The sequence below is a fragment of the Streptomyces sp. NPDC004667 genome (genome assembly GCF_040609475.1).
In the GTDB taxonomy this organism is placed as follows: Bacteria; Actinomycetota; Actinomycetes; order Streptomycetales; family Streptomycetaceae; genus Streptomyces.
The window spans coordinates 1-23,189 of sequence record NZ_JBEXKC010000010.1; the positions used below are offsets into that span (position 1 = coordinate 1).

General features: G+C 74.4%; 17 protein-coding genes. 8 read left to right on the top strand and 9 right to left on the bottom strand.

Going from position 1 to position 23,189, the window contains the following annotated elements; genetic code table 11:
* The coding region (locus tag ABZW32_RS07825) for an acyclic terpene utilization AtuA family protein (RefSeq protein ID WP_356213010.1) at positions 1–1,267 on the bottom strand (1,267 nt) is incomplete at its 3' end.
* Positions 1,268–1,335: 68 nt separating this feature from the next.
* On the bottom strand, positions 1,336–2,136 hold the full coding sequence (locus tag ABZW32_RS07830) for a TIGR03084 family metal-binding protein (protein ID WP_356212701.1): 801 nt from the start codon (positions 2,134–2,136) through the stop codon (positions 1,336–1,338).
* A gap of 330 nt (positions 2,137–2,466) precedes the next feature.
* On the opposite strand from ABZW32_RS07830, the gene ABZW32_RS07835 reads away from it, so the two are divergent.
* Complete coding sequence (locus ABZW32_RS07835; protein ID WP_356212703.1) at positions 2,467–4,080, top strand: alpha/beta fold hydrolase; 1,614 nt, start codon at positions 2,467–2,469, stop codon at positions 4,078–4,080.
* 12 nt (positions 4,081–4,092) lie between these two features.
* On the opposite strand, the gene ABZW32_RS07840 is transcribed toward ABZW32_RS07835, so the two are convergent.
* The 4 genes from ABZW32_RS07840 to ABZW32_RS07855 form a co-directional block, all read right to left on the bottom strand.
* Positions 4,093–4,680 (bottom strand): isochorismatase family protein, encoded by a 588-nt coding sequence (locus ABZW32_RS07840; protein ID WP_356212705.1) that lies wholly within the window; start codon positions 4,678–4,680, stop codon positions 4,093–4,095.
* A gap of 266 nt (positions 4,681–4,946) precedes the next feature.
* Positions 4,947–5,930 (bottom strand): DJ-1/PfpI family protein, encoded by a 984-nt coding sequence (locus ABZW32_RS07845; protein ID WP_356212708.1) that lies wholly within the window; start codon positions 5,928–5,930, stop codon positions 4,947–4,949.
* A gap of 111 nt (positions 5,931–6,041) precedes the next feature.
* A complete protein-coding gene (locus ABZW32_RS07850) occupies positions 6,042–7,007 on the bottom strand; it encodes an EamA family transporter (RefSeq protein WP_356212710.1) in 966 nt (321 codons plus the stop codon).
* Positions 7,008–7,066: 59 nt separating this feature from the next.
* Entirely contained in the window at positions 7,067–9,823 is a 2,757-nt protein-coding gene (locus ABZW32_RS07855) for an FAD-binding and (Fe-S)-binding domain-containing protein (protein WP_356212713.1), read from the bottom strand.
* 85 nt (positions 9,824–9,908) lie between these two features.
* Between ABZW32_RS07855 and serC the strand changes: the two genes are divergently transcribed.
* From serC to ABZW32_RS07875, 4 genes are all read left to right on the top strand, one after another.
* On the top strand, positions 9,909–11,027 hold the full coding sequence (gene serC, locus ABZW32_RS07860; RefSeq protein ID WP_356212716.1) for a phosphoserine transaminase: 1,119 nt from the start codon (positions 9,909–9,911) through the stop codon (positions 11,025–11,027).
* A 330-nt stretch (positions 11,028–11,357) separates the two neighbouring features.
* Positions 11,358–12,182, top strand: coding sequence for a hypothetical protein (locus ABZW32_RS07865; RefSeq protein ID WP_356212719.1), 825 nt, complete (start codon positions 11,358–11,360; stop codon positions 12,180–12,182).
* Entirely contained in the window at positions 12,175–12,804 is a 630-nt protein-coding gene (locus ABZW32_RS07870; protein WP_356212722.1) for a class F sortase, read from the top strand. The genes ABZW32_RS07865 and ABZW32_RS07870 overlap by 8 nt, the downstream gene beginning before the upstream one ends.
* A gap of 78 nt (positions 12,805–12,882) precedes the next feature.
* On the top strand, positions 12,883–15,999 hold the full coding sequence (locus ABZW32_RS07875) for a molecular chaperone Hsp90 (RefSeq protein WP_356212725.1): 3,117 nt from the start codon (positions 12,883–12,885) through the stop codon (positions 15,997–15,999).
* Positions 16,000–16,078: 79 nt separating this feature from the next.
* Here the strand turns inward: ABZW32_RS07875 and ABZW32_RS07880 are convergent, their stop codons facing one another.
* Both ABZW32_RS07880 and ABZW32_RS07885 read right to left on the bottom strand, forming a co-directional pair.
* Positions 16,079–18,538, bottom strand: coding sequence for an HAD-IC family P-type ATPase (locus ABZW32_RS07880; RefSeq protein ID WP_356212728.1), 2,460 nt, complete (start codon positions 18,536–18,538; stop codon positions 16,079–16,081).
* Positions 18,539–18,674: 136 nt separating this feature from the next.
* Positions 18,675–19,013: a DUF2530 domain-containing protein gene (locus tag ABZW32_RS07885; RefSeq protein ID WP_356212730.1), complete on the bottom strand. Its 339-nt coding sequence runs from the start codon at positions 19,011–19,013 to the stop codon at positions 18,675–18,677.
* 139 nt (positions 19,014–19,152) lie between these two features.
* Between ABZW32_RS07885 and ABZW32_RS07890 the strand changes: the two genes are divergently transcribed.
* The gene (locus ABZW32_RS07890) at positions 19,153–20,580 is read left to right on the top strand and encodes an NCS2 family permease (protein ID WP_356212732.1); all 1,428 of its coding nucleotides are present in this window, start codon (positions 19,153–19,155) and stop codon (positions 20,578–20,580) included.
* A gap of 20 nt (positions 20,581–20,600) precedes the next feature.
* Here ABZW32_RS07890 and ABZW32_RS07895 read toward each other — a convergent pair whose 3' ends face one another.
* Positions 20,601–20,783 carry a ribbon-helix-helix protein, CopG family gene (locus tag ABZW32_RS07895; protein WP_030239290.1) on the bottom strand — a complete coding sequence of 61 codons (183 nt, stop codon included), beginning with the start codon at positions 20,781–20,783 and terminating at the stop codon, positions 20,601–20,603.
* Positions 20,784–20,913: 130 nt separating this feature from the next.
* On the opposite strand from ABZW32_RS07895, the gene ABZW32_RS07900 reads away from it, so the two are divergent.
* Positions 20,914–21,351 carry a MarR family transcriptional regulator gene (locus ABZW32_RS07900; RefSeq protein WP_030239287.1) on the top strand — a complete coding sequence of 146 codons (438 nt, stop codon included), beginning with the start codon at positions 20,914–20,916 and terminating at the stop codon, positions 21,349–21,351.
* Between the two features lie 25 nt (positions 21,352–21,376).
* Complete coding sequence (locus ABZW32_RS07905; protein ID WP_356212734.1) at positions 21,377–22,729, top strand: MFS transporter; 1,353 nt, start codon at positions 21,377–21,379, stop codon at positions 22,727–22,729.
* Positions 22,730–23,189 lie beyond the last annotated feature (460 nt).

Below are 23,189 nucleotides of genomic sequence, written 5' to 3' on the forward strand. Positions count from 1 at the left end.
CCGCCCCGGACCCGTCGGGGGCTCCGCCCCCGGACCCCCGCGCCTCGAACGCCGGCGAGGCTGAACCCACCGCCACCCGGGTCCCGTCCGGGAGGACCGCCGTGTGGGGGACCCGGGTGGCGGGGATCGTCGCCGAGGTGAACACCCCGTACGGCTGGGCCGGTCCCGGCGGGGCCGTGACGTGGAAGCCGGGGTAGCTGCCGAGGGCCAGTTCGACCGCCGACGAGGTCAGGGTGCGCCCGACCCGGTCGGGGGACGGGTCTCGGACCACCAGCCGCAGCAGGGCGCTGGCGGTCTCCTCGGTGGCGGCGTCCTCGTGGTCGGTCCGGGCCAGGGTCCAGTCGGCGGACCCCACCCCGGCGAGCGGGCCGGCCAGCTGTTCCCTCACCAGGGCGGCCTTGGCTTCGACGTCGAGGCCGGTCAGGACGAAGACGACCTCGTTGCGCCAGCCTCCGATGCGGGTGACGCCCACCTTGAGGGTCGGCGGCGGGGGCTCTCCGAGGACGCCGCTGATCCGCACCCGGTCCGGGCCGTCGGGGTCGAGGCGGACGGTGTCCAGGCGGGCGGTGACGTCGGGGCCGAGGTAGCGGGGGCCCTGGGTCTCGTAGAGCAGCTGGGCGGTGACGGTCCCGGAGGTGACGGCCCCGCCGGTGCCGGGGTGCTTGGTGATGACGGCCGAGCCGTCCTCGGAGACCTCCGCGAGCGGGAAGCCGGGGCGGCGCACGTCGTGGGCGGTGAAGAAGGAGTAGTTGCCGCCGGTGGCCTGGGTGCCGCACTCCAGGACGTGCCCGGCGACCACCGCCCCGGCCAGCCGGTCGTACGCGTCCGGAGCCCAGTCGAACCACCAGGCGGCGGGCCCGCTGACCAGGGCCGCGTCGGTGACCCGGCCCGTGACCACCACGTCCGCGCCCGCCCGCAGGCAGGCGGTGATCCCGGCGCCGCCGAGGTAGGCGTTGGCGGTGAGCGCACCGTCCTCGTAGGGCATGAGGTCGTCGCCCTCGACGTGGGCCACGGCGACGGGGACGCCCGCCTTGGCGGCCAGTTCCCGTACGGCGTCGGCGAGCGCGGCCGGGTGGAGGCCGCCGGCGTTCGTGACGATCCGTACGCCCTTCTCGTGCGCGAGGCCCAGGCAGTCCTCCAGCTGCCGCAGGAAGGTCTTGGCGTAGCCGAAACCGGGGTCCTTGAGGCGGTCGCGGCCGAGGATCAGCATGGTGAGTTCCGCCAGGTAGTCCCCGGTCAGGACGTCCAGCGGACCGCCGGTCAGCATCTCGCGCAGGGCGCCGAGCCGGTCCCCGTAGAAGCCGGAGGCGTTGCCGATGCGCAGCGGGCGGCGGTTCACCCGGCGTCCCGCGGGGCGCGACCCGACCCTGCGGGGCCGGCGAAGGCCTGGGCGATGTCGAGCCAGCGGTCGGCGTCGGAACCGGTGGCGGTGAGGGCGAGGTCGGCGCGGTGGGCGCGCTGGGTGACCAGCAGGCAGAAGTCCAGGGCGGGGCCGGTGACGCGCTGCGGGGCGTCGGCGGGTCCGTACGCCCACACCTCGCGGCCGTCCGGGGCGGTGAGCTCCACCCGCACCTCCGCTTCGGGCACGGGCAGTCCGCGCACGGCGTAGGCGTAGGCGCGGGCCCGTACGCCGATCCGCGCGACGTGTCGCAGCCGGGCGCCGGGAGTACGGCGGACACCGAGGGCGTCGGCGACGTCCTGGCCGTGCGCCCAGGTCTCCATCAGGCGGGCGCTGGCCATGGAGGCGGCCTTCATCGGGGGGCCGTACCAGGGGAAGCGGGTGTCGGGCGAGGCGGCGGCGAGGACGGCGTCGAGCGCGCGGCGGCCCTCGCGCCAGCGGGCGAGGAGGGCGGCGGGGTCCAGCCGGGCCCCTTCCTCGGCGCCCTCGTCGACGAAGGAGTCGGGGGCCTTCAGGGCCTCTTCGACCCTGAGCGCGAAGGCGTCGGGGTCGGTGAGGGCGAGCAGCGCGGCCTGGTCGGTCCAGTGCAGGTGGGCGATCTGGTGGGCGATGGTCCAGCCGCTCGCGGGGGTGGGAGCGGCCCAGCCGGACGCGGGCAACTCCCCCACGAGGGCGTCCAGTTCTCCGCCCTCCTCCCGTAGATCGGCGAAGACGGCGACGGCGGACGGATCGGGCACGGTGTGCTCCCCTCTCGGCGTGAGGGGAAGCCTGGCAGCCTCCGCTAAAACAATCAAGCATGCTTGCATGATTTTTGCAGCGGCCGTCCGGTTCCCGCCACCACCCCCAAACCCGTTCGAGTGAGACCGAGTTGACGCATTGACCGCACCACCCGCCCGCTCCCCCGGCCGCCCCCGCACCCGGCCGGGGAGGCTTTCGGCCGTCCGCCGGGAAGCCCCCGGACAGCGCCGGCCGGCGCGCCGATACTGAACGCTCCGCCGCCCGCTCGCCCCCGCAGTCGCATCCGACGACGTCCACGTCCACGTCCATCGACGAAGAGGATGAACGCCTTGAACGCAGCATCCTTACCGCTCCACCCCGAACTCGACGTGACGGCCCTCGGCGCCTTCGCCGCCGCCCTGGAGAGCGGCGATCCCGCCGGGCTGCCGCCCGCCCGCGCCGCCGAGGTGGCGGCCGTCCGGGCCGTCGCCGTCTTCAGCCGGGGCAAGGTGGCCGGCGCGGGCGGGGACCTGCTCGACGCCGCGCTCTGGCGGCACACCGGATCGGGGCCGCGCCCTGTGGTGGTGATACCCGCCTCGTGGACGGACCAGGGCTGGGTCACGTACGCCGTCCAGGCCAGCCTCTTCGCGGCGCGCGGCTACGACGTCCTCGCCTACAGCGCCCGCGGGTTCGCCGCCTCGGAGGGCCAGGTGGACGCCGCCGGGCCGCTCGACGTCGCCGACGCCGGGCACGCCCTGGACCACCTGCTGGAGCGCTCGGCCGGGCCCGTCACCCGGATCGGCTTCCTGGGCCACTCCCACGGCTCGGGCATCGCCCAGCTCGCCGCCGCACACGACCCCCGGGTGGACGCGGTCGCGGCGCTCGGCGCCTGGGCCGATCTAGGGGAGGTCTTCTACGAGAACTCCACCACCCGCGCTTCCGCCGTCCAGGCCCTGTACGCGGCAGCGGCCCGCGCCCGGCTGGGCCGGCGGACCGGGCGGGTGCTGGAGAACGTCCTGGCCGGGCGGGACACGGAGGAGAACCTGCGGTGGGCGGAGGAGCGCTCGCCCTACACCCACCTGAAGGAGCTCAACCGCCGCCGGGTGCCGGTCTTCCTCTCCCTGGCCTGGCACGAGACCCTCTTCCCCGCCAACCAGACGCTGAAGCTGTTCGGCGAACTCACCGGCCCCAAGCGGCTCGACGCCTCCGTCGGCGACCACGCCGGCCGCGAGACGACCGGCCTGCTCGGCCTGCCGAACCGGATCTGGACCGACGCCCACCGCTGGTTCGACCACCACCTGCGGGACGTCGACAACGGCATCGCCGACGAGGGACAGGTGCTCGGCGAGGTGATGTGGACCCGCGCCCTGGAACGCCACCCCACCTGGAACTCCCTCACCCGCCGCATCCGCCGCCTGCACCTCACCGGCGGCGGGGAACTCGCCGGAGCGCCCGAGCCGGGCTGGACGGCCGGGGTGGTGTGCGGGGTGGAGACCCCGGTGCGGGTCGCCGACGAGGTCGTGCGCTCCGGATCCGCGGAGCTGGCCGGCCTGCCGGCGGTCTACCGGGCCGACGCCGTCGACCGTACGGTGGCCGCCGTCTGGACCTCCCCGCCGCTGCCGGAGACCGCCCGGCTGCGCGGCACTCCCCGGCTCCGGGTCACCTACCGCGCCGCGAACCCCGGCTCCACGTTCGTGGCGTACCTGATGGACCTGGCGCCCGACGGCTCGGCGCACCTGGTCACGCACGCCCCGTTCAGCGACCTCCGCTCGGCCCCGGACAGCCTGATCGGCGCGGACATCGCCCTCCAGGCCACGGCCTACGACGTCCCGCCCGGCCACCGCGTGATGCTGGTGCTGGCCGCCCGCGACCCCTTCTACGGGGACGCCAACCTCCCCCGCGCCACCCTCGCCTTCACCTCCCCCGAGCCCACCCCGTCCTTCCTGGACCTGCCCCTGTCCTGACCCCCGTACAGGTCAGGGAGCGAGGTCGGCGACGGTGGGGACGACGACGCCGAAGACGTCGGCGATGGTGGTCAGGGCCGCCGTGTGGAGGGCGGCGGCGGGAACGACGGTGCCGTCGGGCGCGGCCAGCGAGCGGGTGGCGGTCGCCTCGGCGACGACGGTGGGCCGGTAGCCCAGGTTGAAGGCGCCCTGGGCGGTGGAGGCGACGCACATGTGCGTCATGAACCCGGCCAGCACCAGGTCGGGGCCGGCGCCGAGGTCGCGCAGGACCTTCTCCAGGTCGGTGGCGTGGAAGGCGTTCGGCACCTGCTTGACCACGACCGGCTCGCCGTCCGCGGGCGCCACCTCGGCGCTGATGGAGCCGGCCTCGGACGCGAGGTCGTAGCCGGAGTCCGCGACGTGGACCACCGGTGCGCCGGCCGCGCGGGCGGCGGCGAGCAGCCGGGCCCCGGCGGCCAGGGCCGCCTCGGCGCCGTCGAGGGCCATGACGCCGCCGCGGTAGGTGTTCTGGAAGTCGATCAGGACCAGGGTGCTTTCGGCCAGGCGGGGCGGCGTGCCGTCGAGGCCGATGACGTCGCGCAGGCTCACGGAGGCGGTCATGGTGGGGTGTTCCTTTCGGTGGGGCGAGGAGGCATGGCGGAGCCACGGGGCCCGCCTGCCGGGGATCGGGAAGGTCGCGCAGCGGTGTGCGGACGCCGTACGAGGGCGTGCGGACGCCGTATGAGGGTGTCCGGGCGCGGTGCACGGGTGTCCGGGCGCGGTGCACGGGTGTCCGGGCGCGGTACGCGGGCACGCGGGTGTGCGGACGCGGTGCTCGGGTGGTCAGGAATCGGTGCGCCGGTGGTCAGGAATCGGTGCGCGGGTGGTCAGGACGCGGTGCGGAAGCGGCGCCGGTAGGACGCCGGGGTGATGTCGAGCTGTTTGCGGAAGGCGCGGTGCAGCGTTTCCACCGAGCCCATCCCGGTGGCCGCCGCGACCCGCTCCAGCGGCTCGTCGGTGGCCTCCAGCAGCCTGCGGGCCGCCTCGACCCGGGCGGCCTCCACGTAGGCGGCCGGGCTGGTGCCGGTCTCCTGCCGGAAGACCCGGGCGAAGTGCCGTTCGCTCAGGCACATGCGCCCGGCCAGCGCGGCCGCCGACAGTTCCCCGTCGAGGTGCTCGGCGATGAACAGGCGCAGCTCGTCGATGTCCCTGCGGGCCGCCGCGGGCCGGCTCAGCGGCACGCTGAACTGGCTCTGGCCACCCTGCCGGCGCAGGTACATCACCAGCTGCCGGGCCACCGCGAGCGCCAGCTCCTCGCCGTGGTCCTCGGCGACCAGCGCGAGCGCGAGGTCCATGCAGGCGCTGATGCCGGCCCCGGTCCACACCCGGCCGGACCGGACGAAGATCGGGTCGGCGTCTACCCGTACCAGCGGGTGTTCGGCCGCGAGCTGGGCGGCGGTCGACCAGTGCGTGGTCGCCCGGCGGCCGTCCAGCAGCCCGGCCGCCGCGAGCAGGTGCGCGCCCACGCACACGGAGGCGATCCTGCGGGCGTGCGGCGCGGTGGCCCTCACCCACTCGACGACGTCCTCGTCGACCCGGGCCACCGGCCCGTCCGGGCCCTCCCGCACCGCGCCGGGCACCAGCAGGGTGTCCACCGCGGCCCCGACCTCACCGAAGGTCAGATCGGCGACCAGACGCACCCCGGCCGCCGTGCGCACCGGGCCGGCGGCGGGAGCCGCGAGCCGGACCTCGTAGCCCGCGCGGCCCCCGCTCTCCCGGTTGGCCAGGTCGAAGACCTCGGCCGGGCCGGTGACGTCGAGCAGGTCGACGTCCGGGAAGACCGCGATGACGACGCGGTGGGAAGGGGACATGCGTCCATGGTCACGGGGCCGTCGGACGGCCGCAATGACGGCTCTCTGTCACATCCGGACACGTGCGGACACGGGCGTGCCGGCGGGAGCCCGCATGCCGCTCGCCGTCGCCTACAGCGCCGCGCGCGCCTTCTTGCCGATCTGGGACCGCACCGCGCCCATGCTGGCGGCGATCACCAGGGCGATCGCGACGCCGTCGAGCACCGACATCTCCTGCCCCAGCACCAGCAGCCCGGCGCTCGCCGCGATGGCCGGCTCCAGGCTCATCAGGATCGCGAAGGTCGGGGCGGGCAGCCGGCGCAGGGCGAGCAGTTCCAGCGTGTACGGGAGTACGGAGGACAGCACCGCCACGCCCAGCCCGAGGGCGAGGGTGCTCGGCACGAGCAGGGCGGAACCCGCCTGCGCGACGCCCAGCGGCAGCGAGATGACGGCGGCCACCGCCATCGCCAGGGCGAGGCCGTCGGCCTGCGGGAAACGGCGGCCGGTGCGGGCGCTGAAGACGATGTACGCGGCCCACATCACGCCCGCCCCGACCGCGAAGGCCGCGCCGGCCGGGTCGAGGGAGCCGAAGCCGAAGCCGCCCCCGCCGTGCCCGGACAGCAGGACGACGCCCGCGAGGGCCAGGCCCGCCCACAGCAGGTTCACCAGGCGGCGGGAGACGATCACCGAGAGGGCCAGCGGGCCGAGGACCTCCAGGGTCACCGCCGGGCCGAGCGGGATGCGGTCGATGGACTGGTAGAAGAGGCCGTTCATGCCCGCCATGGCCACGCCGAAGGCGACGACGGTGCCCCAGTCCGAGCGGGTGTAGCCGCGCAGCTTCGGCCGGCACACCACCAACAAAACCAGCGCGGCGGCGGCGAGGCGCAGGGTGACCACGCCCGCGGCGCCCGCCCGCGGCATCAGCGTGACCGCGAGGGCCGCACCGAACTGCACCGAGACACCGGCCGAGACCACCAGGGCGACCGGGCCGAACCGGCCGCGCGCCGGGGCCGGGGCCTTCGTGGCGGGGGCCGCGGTGGTGCCGGGGGTGACGCTGGTGCCGGGGGTGGTCGTCGGTGACGAGGAGGGTGCGGGCATGAATCCAGCCTAAGGGGTATGTAAGGGCCATCCCTCCGTGTTTTGCCTTACCGGCATGCTCACAGCGCCTCCGCCAGGAGTTCCGCCAGGTGCCGGGCCCGGTGGCCGGCGGACAGCTGTGCGATCTGGGTGCGGCAGGAGAAGCCGTCGGCGAGGACGGCCGTGCCCGGGGCGGCCGCCCGCAGGGACGGCAGCAGCTGCTCCTGCGCGCACGCCACCGAGACGGCGTGGTGGCCGGGTTCGAAGCCGAAGTTGCCCGCGAGGCCGCAGCAGCCCCCGCTGAGTTCCCCGCTCAGCCCCGCGCGTGCGCGCAGCCGCCGGTCGGCGGCGTCGCCGAGGACGGCGTGCTGGTGGCAGTGGGTCTGACCGGCCACGGGCCGGTCCAGCCGGGGCGGGCTCCAGTGCGGGGCGTACTCCTCCAGGGTCTCCGCGAAGGTGCGCACGGCCGCCGCGAGCCGGTGCGCGCGGGGGTCCTCGGGGAGCAGGGCCGGGAGGTCGGTGCGCAGGGCGGCCGCGCAGCTGGGTTCGAGGACCAGCACGGGCCCCCGTACCTCCCCCACGGCGTCCAGGGTGCGGCGCAGCACGGTACGGGCCCGGTCGAGGCGGCCGGTGGAGACGTACGTCAGCCCGCAGCACACCCGGCGGGCGGGAACGGTGACGGCGAGGCCCGCGGCCTCCAGGACCCGGACCGCCGCGCGGCCGGCCTCGGGGGCCAGGTACTCCGAGAAGGTGTCGGGCCACAGGGTCACCGTCCCGGCGGGCGTCACCGTCCCGGCGGGCGTCGGCGTCCCCGCGGGGCCCCGCCCGCGCCACCACCGGGTGAACGGCACCGGCGCCAGCGGCGGCAGGGCCCGCTCCCGGGCCAGCCCCGGCAGCGGGATCCGGCGGGCGGCCGCGTTCGCGGCCCGGGTCGCGCGCAGGGCGGTGATCACGCGGAGCCAGTCCGGCAGGCCGCCCAGCAGGTAGTGGGAGGCGGGCCGCAGCCGGCCCGCCCAGTGGCGGTGCAGGAACTCCGCCTTGTACGCGGCGACGTCCACGCCGACCGGGCAGTCGCTGCGGCAGCCCTTGCAGCCCAGGCACAGGTCGAGGGCCTCGGCGACCTCAGGCGAGCGCCACCCGCCGGTGATCGTCTCCCCGGCCAGCATCTCGTGCAGCAGCCGGGCCCGGCCGCGCGTGGAGTGCCGCTCCTCGCCGGTGGCCCGGTACGAGGGGCACATCACCCCGGCCCCGCCGACCTCCGTGGAGCGGCACTTCGCGACGCCGACGCAGGTGGCCACCTCCCCGGCGAAGGGGGTCCGGGGCAGCACCGCGAAGCGGAGGTTCTCGTCGAGGCGGGCCGGGCGGACCAGGATCCCGGGGTTCATCCCGCCGGCCGGGTCCCACACGTCCTTGTACGCCGCGAAGAGCGCGATGACCTCGGGCCCGTACATGCGCGGCAGCAGCTCCGCCCGCGCCTGGCCGTCGCCGTGCTCCCCCGAGAGGGACCCGCCGTGGGCGACGACCAGGCCGGCGAGCTCCTCGGAGAAGGTCCGGAAGCGGGCCACGCCCTCCGGGGTGACCAGGTCGAAGTCGATGCGGACGTGGACGCAGCCCTCCCCGAAGTGCCCGTACGGGCTCCCGCGCAGCCCGTGCGCCGCCAGCAGCGCCCGGAACTCCCTCAGGTACGCGCCCAGCCGCGCGGGCGGCACCGCGCAGTCCTCCCAGCCCGGCCAGGCCATGGTGCCTCCCCCAGACTCCGTCCGGGAGGGACCCCCGGGCATCCGGGTCGCCGTGCCGGCCGCGTCCTCGCGCAGCCGCCACAGGGCCCGCTGCCCGGCCGGGTCGGTGACGAGCGCCGCGTCGAGGGCGTCGGCGCCGCGCAGCAGCTCCCGTGCGGACCCCTCGTCGGGCATCTCCACGAACAGCCATGCGCCGCCCCGGGGGAGCCCGGCGGGGCCGCGGACCAGGTCCTCGGCCATGCCCTCGACGGTGAGCGGCCGGTGGGGCAGCAGCCCGGCGGCCGCGTCCGCCGCCGCGCTCTCGTCGGCGTAGCCGAGGACGACGAGCACGGGGGCGGCCGGGAGCTCCACGAGCCGGACCACCGCCTCGGTGACCACGCCGAGGGTGCCCTCGGAGCCGCAGAAGGCGCGGGCGAGGCCGGTGCCCCGCTCGGGCAGCAGCGCGTCGAGCCCGCCGTAGCCGGAGATCCGGCGGGAGAAGCCGCCGGCCATGCCCGTGCGCAGCACCGCGAGGTTCCCCTCGACGAGCTCCCGCAGGCCCGCCGGGGCGCCCGCCCAGCCGCGGGCGAGGCGGTGCGCGGTCCCCCCGTAGGCGGTGACGGTGAGCTCGTCGACGTTGTCGGCGGTGGTGCCCCAGGCCACCGAGTGGGCGCCGCAGGCGTTGTTGCCGATCATCCCGCCGAGGGTGCAGCGGGAGTGGGTGGAGGGGTCGGGTCCGAAGGTCAGCCCGTGGGGGCGGACGGCGTCGCGCAGCCGGTCGAGGACCAGTCCGGGCTGGACGACGGCGGTCCGGGCGGCGGGGTCGACGGCGAGCAGCGCGTCCATGTGCCGGGTGAGGTCGAGGACGACGCCGGTGCCGGTGGCCTGTCCGGCGATGGAGGTGCCGCCGCCGCGCGGTACGACGGGCACGCCGGCCTCCGCGCACAGGGCGAGGGCGGCGGCCACGTCGTCGGCGTCGCGAGGGGAGACGACCCCGACGGGGACGCGCCGGTAGTTGGAGGCGTCCATCGTCACGAGCGCCCGCGCGGCGGCCCCGAAGTCCACCTCCCCGCGCAGGTTCGCCCGCAATGTCCGTTCGAGTTCCCCGGGTGACGTCACGGCGCCCAGCCTGCCACCGCGCGGGTGCGTCTCATCGGGTGGACGCGCCTCCGACAGTCGGTCGGGGACCCGATACGCTCCGCTCGTGGCTGAGATCCAGATTCCCGCTGACATCAAGCCCGCCGACGGACGCTTCGGCGCGGGCCCCTCCAAGGTGCGGACCGAGGCGCTGGACGCCCTCGCCGCCACCGGTACCTCCCTGCTCGGAACATCGCACCGCCAGGCCCCGGTCAAGAACCTGGTCGGTTCGGTGCGCCAGGGACTCCGGGACCTCTTCTCCCTCCCCGAGGGCTACGAGGTGATCCTGGGCAACGGCGGCTCCACCGCCTTCTGGGACGTCGCGACCGCCGGTCTCATCGAGCGGAAGTCGCAGCACCTCACCTTCGGCGAGTTCTCCTCGAAGTTCGCCAAGGCCGCGAAGCTCGCGCCGTGGCTGGACGAGCCGTCGGTGATCTCCTCCGAGCCGGGCACGCACCCCGAGCCGGTCGCCGAGGCGGGCGTGGACGTGTACGCGTACACGCACAACGAGACCTCGACGGGTGTGGCGGCGCCGATCAAGCGCGTCGCGGGCGCCGATGCCGGGTCCCTCGTCCTGGTGGACGCGACCTCGGGCGCCGGTGGTCTTCCGGTGGACATCACCGAGACCGACGTCTACTACTTCGCCCCGCAGAAGTCCTTCGCCTCCGAAGGCGGCCTGTGGCTGGCGGCGTTCTCCCCGGCGGCCCTGGAGCGCGCGGCGCGCGTCCACGCGTCCGGGCGGCACATCCCGGAGTTCTTCTCGCTGCCGACGGCGATCGACAACTCGCTGAAGAACCAGACGTACAACACCCCGGCGCTGTCCACGCTGTTCCTGCTGGACCAGCAGCTGCGGTGGATGAACTCCCAGGGCGGCCTGGAGTTCACGACCGGCCGTACGGCGGCCAGCGCGCGCAACCTGTACGGCTGGGCGGAGGCGTCGAAGTACGCCACCCCCTTCGTGCAGGACGCCGACAAGCGTTCGGCCGTCATCGGCACGATCGACTTCTCGGACGACATCGACGCGGCGGCGGTCGCCAAGGTGCTGCGCGCCAACGGGATCGTGGACACCGAGCCGTACCGCAAGCTGGGCCGCAACCAGCTGCGCATCGCGATGTTCCCGGCGATCGACCCGGCGGACGTGCAGGCGCTGACCGCGTGCATCGACTACGTGATCGAGCAGCTCTGATCCGGCGCGGCCGGGCCTGACCGGCATCCGGAGCCCCCGGCGACCACGTGTCGCCGGGGGCTCCGGCGTTCGCGGGGCGGGGTGGGGCGGGGCGGGGCGGAGGGCGGACGCTGTACGCCGACGGGACTTTGGTCCCGAAAATCGGGGCAAAGGGGCAGCAAACAGAGCCCCCGGGTCTGCCCCGCGGCCTGCGGGTTCGCCTCGCGGGACCTTCGGCAGGGGGCCCGCCGGGCCCGGAGCGCGGCCGCAACCGGACGACCGGGATGTCCCTCATGTCTGGTGTGCCGGGAAAGACCCCGGCAGACCTCGGCCCGTTCAGGAGGACACCTCATGCTCAAGGCACTCGCCATACCCGCCCTCGCCCTCGCTTCCGCGCTGACCCTCGGCAGCACCGCGTCCGCCTTCGCGGCCACCACCCCGACGGCTCCCGCCCCCTCGGCGACCGCGACCACCCCCGCGGCCGTCGTCGGCATGGACCTCCCCTCGGCCGTCAAGCCCGGCGACGCGATCGCCTTCGGCGTCTCCGCCCCGGCCGGGTCCCGGTTCACCCTCTCCTCCGCCGCCCTGGACGACGTACGGATCACCGAGGGCAAGAGCGGCTGGACGGCCTCCGCCACCGTCGCCCGCGTCAAGGACGGCTCCTACGGCGTCTCCCTCACCGGCAGCGGCCCCGACGGCGCGAAGATCCAGGCCACCGCGCAGCTGAAGGTCGGCGCGGCCACCCCGAAGCCCACCCCGGCGCCCTCCACCGTCCACCTCTCCAAGGACTTCGGCCGTCCCGGAGACAAGGTCGTCGTCACGGTCAGGACCTCCGCGAAGGACGCGTACGTCTCCTCGCGCGCCTTCGCCGGCGGCCACGTCGGCCTCAAGGGCGACGGCAAGGGCACCTTCACCGGCACCGCGACCGTCGCGAACGACGTCACGACCGGGTACTACGGCGTCGACGCCTTCGCGGGCGGCACGAAGTTCGACACGGTGAAGTTCTCCACCGAAGCCGCGACCACCCCCGTGAAGCCGCACGTCGACCCGAACCTCAAGCCGCTGCGCCCCGCCGAGCACCAGAAGCCCAAGGGCTCGGTGAACACCGGCCAGGCCCCCGCCGCCGACGCCACCGCCGCCGCCACCCAGACCCAGACCGAGACCGGCCGTGGCTGAGCCCGCCCCCGTCCGCCGGGCCGGCCGCACGCGCCGTGCGGCCGCCCTGGCCGGGGCCCCGGCCCTCGCCGCGGTCCTCCTCTCCGGCTGCTCCTCCGGCGCCGCCGCCGCGCACGGGCCCGCCGCCGCGGCGGCCCCGACCGCCACCGCCCCCGCCCTCGCCCCGTCCGTCCCGGACCGCATCACCATCCCCGACATCAAGGTCGACGCCCCCCTCGACGCCGTCGGCCTCGACGACAAGGGCGTCATGCGGGAACCGGACTTCGCCAAACCCGACGACGCCGCCTGGTACAAGGAGGGCCCCACTCCCGGCGAACCCGGCGCGGCGGCCATCGTCGGCCACATGGACACCCCGAAGGCACCCGAAGCGGTCTTCTTCAACCTCAAGCGGCTGAAGAAGGACGAACGGATCGAGGTCCACCGCGCCGACGGGACCACCGCCGTCTTCGCCGTCGACTCCGTGGACACCTTCAAGAAGGCGGCCTTCCCCACCGACAAGGTCTACGGGGACACCCACGGCACGCCCGAGCTCCGCCTGATCACCTGCGGCGGCGAACTCACCGCCGACCGCCACTGGGACTCCAACGTCGTCGTGTTCGCCCACCTGACGGGCACGGCGTAGGGGGTGCCCCCGCACGCGATACCTTCAGGCGTCCGGGGCAGGAGGTTCCCAGGACCGGCACATCTTGGAGGCAGCGGCGTGAACGTGCGAGTGACGGCGGCCCAGAGCGGCGTGGACCCTTTCAGCACGGCCCGGCTGCGGCGCTCGGTGCTCGACGCGTGGGGCGCGGGCCCGGCCCGCTTCCGCGAGGACGCCAACGCCGAGGAGGACCTGGCACTCGGCGGCTACCGCGACCGGCTCGTCGTCGAACTGGCCCAGAACGCCGCCGACGCCGCGGCCCGCGCCCGGGTCCCCGGCCGGCTGCGGCTGACCCTGCACCCCGCCGGACCCGACGGCCCCGCCGTGCTCGCCGCCGCCAACACCGGCGCCCCGCTGGACGCGACGGGCGTGGAGTCGCTCAGCACCCTGCGCGCCTCCGCCAAGCGCGAGGAGGCCCGGGACTCCGTCGGCCGCTTCGGCGTCGGCTTCGCCGCCGTCCTCGCCGTCTCCGACGAACCGGCCGTCCTCGGCCGCCACGGGGGCGTGCGCTGGTCCCTGGCCGAAGCCCGCGAAATGGCCCGCGAGGCCTCCGCGTTCAGCCCCGGACTCGGCGACGAACTGCGTCGCCGCGACGGACACGTCCCCCTGCTGCGCCTGCCGCTGCCCGCCGAGGGCACCGCCCCCGAGGGCTACGACACCGTCGTCGTCCTCCCGCTGCGCGACAGCGCCGCCGAGGACCTCGCGCAGCGGCTGCTCTCCGGCGTCGACGACGCCCTGCTCCTGACCCTGCCCGGACTGCGCGAGATCGTCGTCGAGACCCCGGCCGACGGCGCCCGCACCCTGTACCGGCGCACCGAGGGCCCGTACACCGTCATCGAGGACTCCGCCTCCGGCACCCACCGCTGGCGCACCGTCCGCCACAGCGGCCCCATCGAGCGGGAACTCCTCGCCGACCGGCCCGTGGAGGAGCGGCTGCGGCCCGTCTGGACCGTCACCTGGGCCGTGCCCGTCGACCCCGACGGCGCGCCCCAGCGCCCCCGCACCGCCCCCGTCGTCCACGCGCCGACCCCCACCGACGAACCGCTCGGCATCCCCGCCCTGCTCATCGCCTCCCTGCCGCTGGACACCTCCCGCCGCCACCCCGCGCCGGGGCCGCTGACCGACTTCCTCGTCGCGCGCGCGGCGGACGCGTACGCCGAACTCCTCGGCGCCTGGGACCCGGTGGGCACCGGCCTCGTCGACCTGGTGCCCGGCCCGCTCGGCAAGGGCGAACTCGACGGGGCCCTGCGCGCCGCCGTCCTCACCCGCCTGCCCCGCACCGCCTTCCTCGCCCCGGCCGCCCCCTCCGAGGAGCTGACCCGGCTGCGCCCCTTCGAGGCCGAGGTCGTCGAGGGCGCGGGCGCCGACACCGTACGGGTCCTCGCCGAGGTGCTCCCCACCCTGCTCCCCGCCGGTCTGGAGCGGCGCCCCGAGCTGCGCACCCTGGGCGTGGGCCGGCTGCCGCTCGGCGACGCCATCGAGCGGATCGCCGGCATCGAGCGCACCCCGGACTGGTGGCACCGCCTGTACGACACCCTGGCCGGGGTGGACCCCGACCGGCTGTCCGGCCTGCCCGTCCCCCTCGCCGACGGCCGCACCACGATCGGCCCGCGCCACGTCCTGCTGCCCTACGCCGACACCCCCGCGTCCCTGGCCCGCCTGGGCCTGAAGGTGGCCCACCCCGACGCCGCGCACCCGCTGCTGGAGAAGCTCGGCGCCCTCCCCGCCACCGCCCGCGCCGTCCTGACGACCCCGCAGGTCCGGGCCGCCGTGGCGGGCTCCCTGGACGCGGGCGAGATCTGGGACGAGGACTCCGACGCCCTGGACGCCGACGAACTGGTCGAGGTGGTCCTCACCCTGGTCCGCGACTGCGCCCTGGCCCCCGGCGACGAACCCTGGCTGGGCGCGCTGGCCCTGCCCGACGAGGACGGCGAACCGACCCCGGCCGGGGAACTCCTCCTCGCCGGCAGCCCGCTGGCCTCCGTCCTGCGCGAGGACGAGATCCCGTACCTGGACGCCGAACTCGCCGAGCGCTGGGACGCCGACGTGCTGGCCGCCTGCGGGGTGCTGACCGCCTTCCAGCTGGTCCGCGCCACCGACGTGGTCCTGGACCCGGACGAACTGGAGCCCCGCGACGGGGACTTCGCCGAGCCGGACGACGCGGGGCTGCTCGACGCGGTCGACGTGTGGTGCGAGGACCTCCTCGACCAGCTGCCCGACACCCCGGTGCCCCCCGTGGCCACCGAGCTGATCGCCGTCCGCGACCTGGACCTCGTCGACGACGACCAGTGGCCCCGGGCCCTGGCGATGCTCGCGCAGCCGCCGCTGCGCGACGCCCTGACCCAGCCGGTGCGGATCCTGCTCCCGGACGGCACCACGCAGTCCGTGCGCCCGTACACCGCCTGGTGGCTGCGCGACCACCCCGTGCTCGACGGCCGCCGCCCCGCCGGACTGCGCGCCGCCGGCGGCGACCCGCTCCTGGAGGGGCTCTACACCCCCGCCGACGCCAGCGGTTTCGAGGACGAGCAGGTGCTGCGCGCCCTCGGCGTACGCACCACGGTCGCCGCGCTCCTGGACGAGCCCGGCGGCGCGGCCGAGCTCCTGTCCCGCCTCGCCGACCCGGACCGCGAGGTGACCGGCCGCCGGCTGCACGGCCTCTACGGGGCCCTGGCCGACCTGGACCCCGAGCAGGTCACCCTGCCCGACGAGCTGCGGGCGGTGGTCGACGGCGAGGTGGTCGTGGTGGACGCGGCCGACGCCCTCATCGCCGACGCCCCGGACCTGCTCCCCCTCACCGGGGGCCTGCCGCTCCTGCCGGTCGCCCCGTCCCGCGCGGCCGACCTGGCGGAGCTCCTCCAGGTGCGCCGCCTCTCGGACACCGTCCCGGCGGAGGTGACCACCCCGGGCGAGGAGCACGAGGTGCCGGAGGCCGTACGGGTCCTCCTGGGCCCGGCCACGCCGCCGACGTACGTCGAGCACGAGGAACTGATCGCCGGCGGCACGGAACTGGACTGGCGCCGCACCCCGGACGGCACCCTGCACGCGGCCACCCTGGAGGGCGTGGCGGCCGGCCTCGCCTGGTCCGCGGGCCAGTGGCCCCGCCGCTTCGAGGTGGCGGCCCTCCTGGAGGACCCGTCCCGCACGGCGGAACTGGCCCGCGACCGCTGGTTCGACTAGGCACTCCCCCGCCTCCCCGCCTGAGGCCGGTCGGGCCGGTCGGGCCGGTCGGGCCGGTCGGGTCAGGCGGGGCAGCGGGTCAGGCGGGGAACTTCCGGGTGACCCAGCGGAAGGTGCATTCGATCGCGAAGGCCGCGCCCGCCGCGATCGCCACCGCGATCCACGGCATCGTGACGCCCACCAGCTTGAGCTGGAAGAACTGCTGGAGCCAGGGCACGACGAGGACGATCAGGAAGGCCCCGCCCATCGCGCCGACCAGCGCCACCCGCCACCACGTGTACGGGCGGGCGATGATCACCAGGACCCACATCGAGGTGAGGAACAGGGTCAGCGTCGCCGCGCTGGTCTCGGCCTGGAGGGCGTCCGGGCCGCTGTAGTGGGCGCGGGCGAGCAGGTAGGTGACGAATGTGGCGACGGCCGCGATCACCCCGCCGGGGATCGCGTACCGCATGACCCGCTTCACGAAGTGCGGCTTCGCGCGTTCCGTGTTCGGCGCCAGGGCCAGGAAGAAGGCGGGGATGCCGATGGTGAGCGTGGACAGCAGGGTCAGGTGGCGGGGCAGGAAGGGGTACTCGACCTGGGAGCAGACCACCAGGACGGCGAGGAGGACCGAGTAGACCGTCTTGGTGAGGAAGAGGGTCGCGACGCGCGTGATGTTGCCGATGACGCGGCGCCCCTCGGCGACCACCGAGGGGAGGGTGGAGAAGCTGTTGTTGAGGAGGACGATCTGCGCGACGGCGCGGGTGGCCTCCGAGCCCGAGCCCATCGAGACGCCGATGTCGGCGTCCTTGAGGGCGAGGACGTCGTTGACCCCGTCGCCGGTCATGGCGACCGTGTGGCCCTTGGACTGGAGGGCGGCGACCATCTCCCGCTTCTGCTGCGGGGTGACGCGGCCGAAGACGGCGTTCTCGTCGAGGACGGCGGCCATCCCCTCGCGTTCGGCGGGCAGCTTGCGGGCGTCGACGGTGTTCTGCGCACCCGGCAGCCCGAGCTTGCCGGCGACCGCGCCGACGGAGACCGCGTTGTCGCCGGAGATGACCTTGGCCTTGACCTCCTGCTCGGCGAAGTAGCGCAGGGTGTCGGCGGCGTCGGGGCGCAGCCGCTGTTCGAGGACGACGAGGGCGGTGGGCCTGCTGCCGGTGGCCACGGCGGCGTCGTCGAGCTCGCGGGCCGAACGGGCCAGCAGGAGGACCCGCAGGCCCTGCTCGTTGAGGCCGTCGATCTCCTCCAGCGCCGGGTCCCCGGCGGGCAGCAGCACGTCGGGGGCGCCGAGCAGCCAGGTGTTGTTCTCGCCGTCGCCCTCGCTGAAGCTGGCGCCGCTGTACTTGCGGGCGGAGGAGAAGGGCAGGGACTCGGTGCAGCGCCACTCGGCGCTGTCGGGGTAGGCGTCGATGATGGCCTGGAGGCTGGCGTTGGGGCGCGGGTCGGACTCGCCGAGGGCGCCCAGCACCTTCCTGACGTAGGCCTGGTCCGCGCCGCCGAGGGGGCGCAGCTCGGTGACGTCCATGCCGCCCTCGGTGAGGGTGCCGGTCTTGTCCAGGCAGACGACGTCGACGCGGGCGAGGCCCTCGATGGCGGGCAGCTCCTGGACGAGGCACTGCTTGCGGCCGAGCCGGATGACGCCGACGGCGAAGGCGACGGAGGTGAGGAGGACGAGCCCCTCGGGGATCATCGGGACGATGCCGCCGACGGTGCGGGCGATGGCGTCCTTGACGTTGTTCTGCTTGACGACGAGCTGGCTGATGATCAGGCCGATCGAGGTCGGGATCATCATCCAGGTGACGTACTTGAGGATGGTGGAGATGCCGCTGCGCAGCTCGGAGTGGACGAGGGTGAAGCGGGAGGCCTCTTCGGCCAGCTGGGCGGCGTAGGCCTCGCGGCCGACCTTGGTGGCGGTGAAGGCGCCGCCCCCGGCGACGACGAAGGACCCGGACATGACCTGGTCGCCGGGCTTCTTGAGGACGGGGTCGGCCTCGCCGGTGAGCAGGGACTCGTCGATCTCCAGTCCGTCGGCCTCGCCGACGGTCCCGTCGACGACGACCTTGTCGCCCGGGCCGAGCTCGATGACGTCGTCGAGGACGATCTCGGAGGTGGAGATCTCCACGGTGGCGCCGTCCCGGCGGACGCTGGGTTTGGCCTCGCCGATGACGGCCAGCCCGTCGAGGGTCTTCTTGGCGCGCATTTCCTGGATGATGCCGATGCCGGTGTTCGCGACGATCACGAAACCGAAGAGGCTGTCCTGGATGGGCGCGACGATGAGCATGATCACCCAGAGGACGCCGATGATGGCGTTGAAGCGGGTGAAGACGTTGGCGCGGACGATCTCGGCCGTGGAGCGGGAGGAGCGGACGGGCACGTCGTTGACGTCGCCGCGGGCGACCCGCTCGGCGACCTCGGCGGTGAGGAGGCCGCCCGGCTTGAACCGGGGGGCGGGGGGCTTCACCGGGTGGACGGGATCCAGCTCGGCTCCCGCGTCGATGGCGGGGCCGGCGCCGGAGCGCTCCGGTCCGTCATGGTCGATCTTCGCCCGCTGCGTCATGCTTTCGACGGTAAAGGGCGCCGGGACGGTTCACCCGCCGAGAAGTCGGAAGATCCGACTTCAGGATGAGTGGAATCGTCCCCTGGTCGGGGTCGGGGCGGAGGCCGGGGTGGAGGCCGGGGCCGACGCCGGGGTGCTACCGCCCGGAGTCGGGCGTACCGGGCGTACCGGGCGCGCCGGGCGACGCGGGGTCCGCGCCGGCATCCTCGGCGGCGGCAGCGGCCGCCTGCTCGGCCGCGTGGCGCTTGAGGGCGGCGTCGCGGCCGCGGACGTACCAGATGCCGATGAGGCCGAGCCCGCCGCCGGCCGCGCAGGTCCACACCCACCACAGCAGGTCCCGGTCCGCGAACCACCCGTAGAAGGGCAGCTGGACGAGGAACATGGCGAACCAGAGGATCGTGCCGCCGGTGATGGTGGCGACCACCGGGCCCTCAAGGGGCTCGGGCGCCTCGTGCTGAGCAGTCCACTTCGCCATGGAGACCAGTCTAGGTGGCCGGATTTGGGGTCTACGCGCGGAGATGGACTGCCCCTCGTTCATGTGTTCATACTGAAACGGTTTGCCTACGGCCGGTTTCGTTCGTATGAACCACCCAATCAACCCGTTTGAGGACCGCATGAGCACCTCGGCACCCGCCGCGGCCCCCACCACCCGCCTCGACCGCTACTTCAAGATCTCGGAGCGCGGTTCGACCGTGGCCCGGGAGTTCCGGGGCGGCTTCGCGACCTTCTTCGCGATGGCCTACATCATCGTGCTGAACCCGATCATCCTGGGCAGCGCGAAGGACATGTACGGCAACCAGCTCGACAGCGGCCAGCTCGTCACGGCCACCGTGCTGACGGCGGCCTTCACCACCCTCCTCATGGGCGTGATCGGCAACGTCCCGATCGCCCTCGCGGCGGGCCTCGGCGTCAACACCGTCGTCGCCCTCCAGCTCGCCCCGCGGATGAGCTGGCCCGACGCCATGGGCATGGTGGTCCTGGCGGGCTTCGTGGTGATGCTGCTGGTCGCCACCGGCCTGCGCGAGCGGGTCATGAACGCGGTCCCGCTGGGGCTGCGCAAGGGCATCGCGATCGGCATCGGCCTGTTCATCATGCTGATCGGCCTGGTCGACTCCGGCTTCGTCACCCGCATCCCCGACGCCGCGCACACCACCGTCCCGCTCCAGCTCGGCAGCGGCGGCCACCTGCACGGCTGGCCGGTCCTGATCTTCGTGGTCGGCGTACTGCTCACGCTCGCCCTGCTGATCCGCAAGACGCCCGGCGCGATCCTGATCTCCATCGTGGTCATGACCCTGATCGCGGTCGCCGTACAGGCGGTCGCCGACCTGCCGGACCTGGCCTGGGGCCTGACCGTGCCGCAGTGGCCCGGCAACCCGGTGGCCGCGCCCGACTTCGGCCTCGTCGGCCAGGTCAGCCTGTTCGGCGGCTTCGGCAAGGTCGGCGTGCTGACCGGCGTGCTCTTCGTCTTCACCGTGCTGCTGTCCTGCTTCTTCGACGCGATGGGCACGATCCTCGGCGTCGGCGACGAGGCCAAGCTGACGAAGCCGGACGGCACCTTCCCCGGCATCAACCGGGTCCTGCTGGTGGACGGCCTGGCCGTCGCCGCCGGCGGCGCGACCTCGTCCTCCGCCACCACCTGCTTCGTGGAGTCCACCGCGGGCGTCGGCGAGGGCGCCCGCACCGGCCTGGCGAACATCGTGACCGGCGGCCTCTTCACCGTCTCGCTCTTCCTGACCCCGCTGGCCACCATGGTGCCCTCGCAGGCCGCCACCCCCGCCCTCGTGGCGGTCGGCTTCCTGATCCTGGCCGGCTCGGTCAGGGACATCGACTGGAACGACTTCACCATCGCCGTCCCGGCCTTCCTGGCCATGGTGATGATGGCGTTCACCTACTCGATCACCAACGGCATCGGCATCAGCTTCATCAGCTTCAGCGTGCTGCGCCTGGCGACCGGCCGGGGTCGCGAGGTCCCGGCAGCCATGTACGTCGTATCGGCGGTGTTCGTCTTCTACTACGCGATGCCGGCCCTCGGCCTCACGTAGCCGCCCGGAGCGGCGCGCGGTCACGTCAGACCGTAGAACTTCTCCGTCTCGTCGACCGCGGTCTTGAACCGCTCGTCGAAGTCATCGCGAATGAGCGTCCGGACGACATAGTCCTGGACGCTCATTCCGCGTTTGGCGGCATGGTTCCGGAGCCGCTCCAGCAGCTCCCCGTCTATGCGCACGCTCAGCACATGTGTCCCCATGCCGAAAGGGTCGGGCCAGACGGCGTGGACGCGTGTCGCTTTCCGCCGCCCACTCACCCGTACGAGTGACGACCCCCACCCGACCCCGACCCGGTTTTCCTTAGGAAAAGTAATGAGTTATTCTAAGTACATGCCTGACCTTTCCCATGGCGACGATGCTGCCGCCGTGAACGACCTCCGCTCCGCCGTCATGCGGCTGGGCCGGCGCCTGAAGCACCAGCGCGTCGACGAATCGCTGAGCCCGACCGAGATGTCGGTGCTCGGCACCCTCGCCCGCTGCGGCCAGGCCACCCCCGGTGAGCTGGCCCGGCGCGAGCACGTCCAGCCCCCGTCGATGACCCGCATCGTCGCCCTGCTGGAGGCCAAGGGACTGGTCAGGCTGGAGCCGCACCCCGAGGACCGCCGCCAGAAGGTGGTCAGCCAGACCGAGGAGGCCGAGGCGATGCTCGAAGAGAGCCGTCGCAAGCGCAACGCCTTCCTGGCCGGGCTCGCGGCCGAGCTCACCGAGGACGAATGGGCCAAGCTCCGCGAGGCCGCACCCGTCCTGGAGAAGCTCGCGCACCTATAGGAACGACGCCAGGAGGCGAACGCTTTTGAGTACGGGAACCGGAGCAGACTCCGCACCCGGCCACACATCCACCCCCTCTAGCGCGGTTCCCGCGGGCAGGAACTCCATGTTCAGCTCGCTGCGGATCCGCAACTACCGGCTCTTCGCGGCCGGCCAGGCAGTCTCGAACACGGGCACCTGGATGCAGCGCATCGCCCAGGACTGGCTGGTCCTCTCCCTGACCGGCTCCGCCTCCGCGGTCGGCATCACCATCGCCCTGCAGTTCCTGCCGATGCTCGTGTTCGGCCTCTACGGGGGCGTCCTCGCCGACCGGCTGCCCAAGCGGCCGCTGCTCCTGGCCACCCAGGGCGCCATGGGTCTGACCGGCATCGCACTCGCCGTCCTCACCCTGGCCGGACACGTCCAGGTCTGGCACGTCTACCTCGCGGCCTTCCTGCTCGGCCTGGTCACCGTCCTCGACAACCCGGCCCGCCAGACGTTCGTCTCCGAGATGGTCGGTCCCGCGCAGGTCGCCAACGCGGTCAGCCTGAACTCCGCCAACTTCCAGTCCGCACGGCTGGTCGGCCCGGCGATCGCCGGCGTGCTGATCACCGCCGTCGGCTCCGGCTGGGCCTTCCTGCTGAACGGGCTGTCCTTCGCGGCGCCCATCGCGGGCCTGCTGATGATGCGGACGCGCGAACTGCACCCGGTCACGCCGCAGCCGCGCGCGAAGGGCCAGCTGCGGGAGGGCCTGCGGTACGTCGCGGGCCGGCCGGAGCTCATCTGGCCGATCGTGCTGGTCGGCTTCATCGGCACCTTCGGGTTCAACTTCCCGATCTGGCTGTCCGCCTTCGTCGGTGACGTCTTCCACGGCGACGCCGGCACGTACGGGCTGTTCAACACCCTGATCGCGGCGGGCTCCCTGGTCGGCGCCCTGCTGGCCGCGCGCCGGGGCCGGGCGCGGCTGCGGGTGCTGGTGACGGCCGCGGTCCTCTTCTCCGCCCTGCTGCTGGTGACGGCGTTCGCTCCGTCCTTCTGGCTGTTCGCGGCGCTGCTGGTGCCCGTCGGGATGTTCGGCCTGACCGTGAACGTGGTGGCCAACTCCAGCGTCCAGATGGCCACCGACCCCGAGATGCGGGGGCGGGTCATGGCGCTGTTCATGATGGTCTTCACCGGCGGCACCCCGCTCGGGGCGCCGCTCGTGGGGTGGATCACCGACACCTACGGAGCCCGCCTCGGCATGGCCGCCGGCGGCCTGGTCTCGCTCGCGGCGGCACTCGGCGTCGCGGTGGTCCTCTCCCGGGTCGGCAACCTCCGCCTGAGCGTGAACCGCCACGGGATCACCTTCGTCCCCGCCGCCCGCCCCGACGGCGCCCGCGCACTGGTCAGAGCGGCGTAACCCTTCCCCTGCCCGGGGCCCGACGGGCACCCCCGGGCCCGGCCCCCGCTACGGGGTCCGGGCCCGTCCCGGGCGACCCGGGGCCGCACCCCACTCCCCCGGGCCGCCCGGACCGCCCGGGTGGCCCGGGTGGCCCGGGTGGCGAACCCCGAGCGCCGGGTGCCCGACACGGGGCCAACCCGCACAGGACACCGCGCCGGGCGGGGGGCGGTCCCATGCCCGGCACGGACGAGGCATGGACGCGGGCACGGACGCGGCATGGGCCCGGACACGGCACAGAACGGGCCCGGAAGCGGCCCCGGGCACGGGCACGAACGCGGGCACGGAGGCGGACGCGGGCACGGACCCGAACGCGAACCCCACCGCGAACGCGGGCACGGACCGGCGGCGGGCACGGGCCCGGTATCCCGCGCCGGGTCGGTTTCGGCGCCGGGTCGGTTTCGGCGGGGGGCCGCGGAGG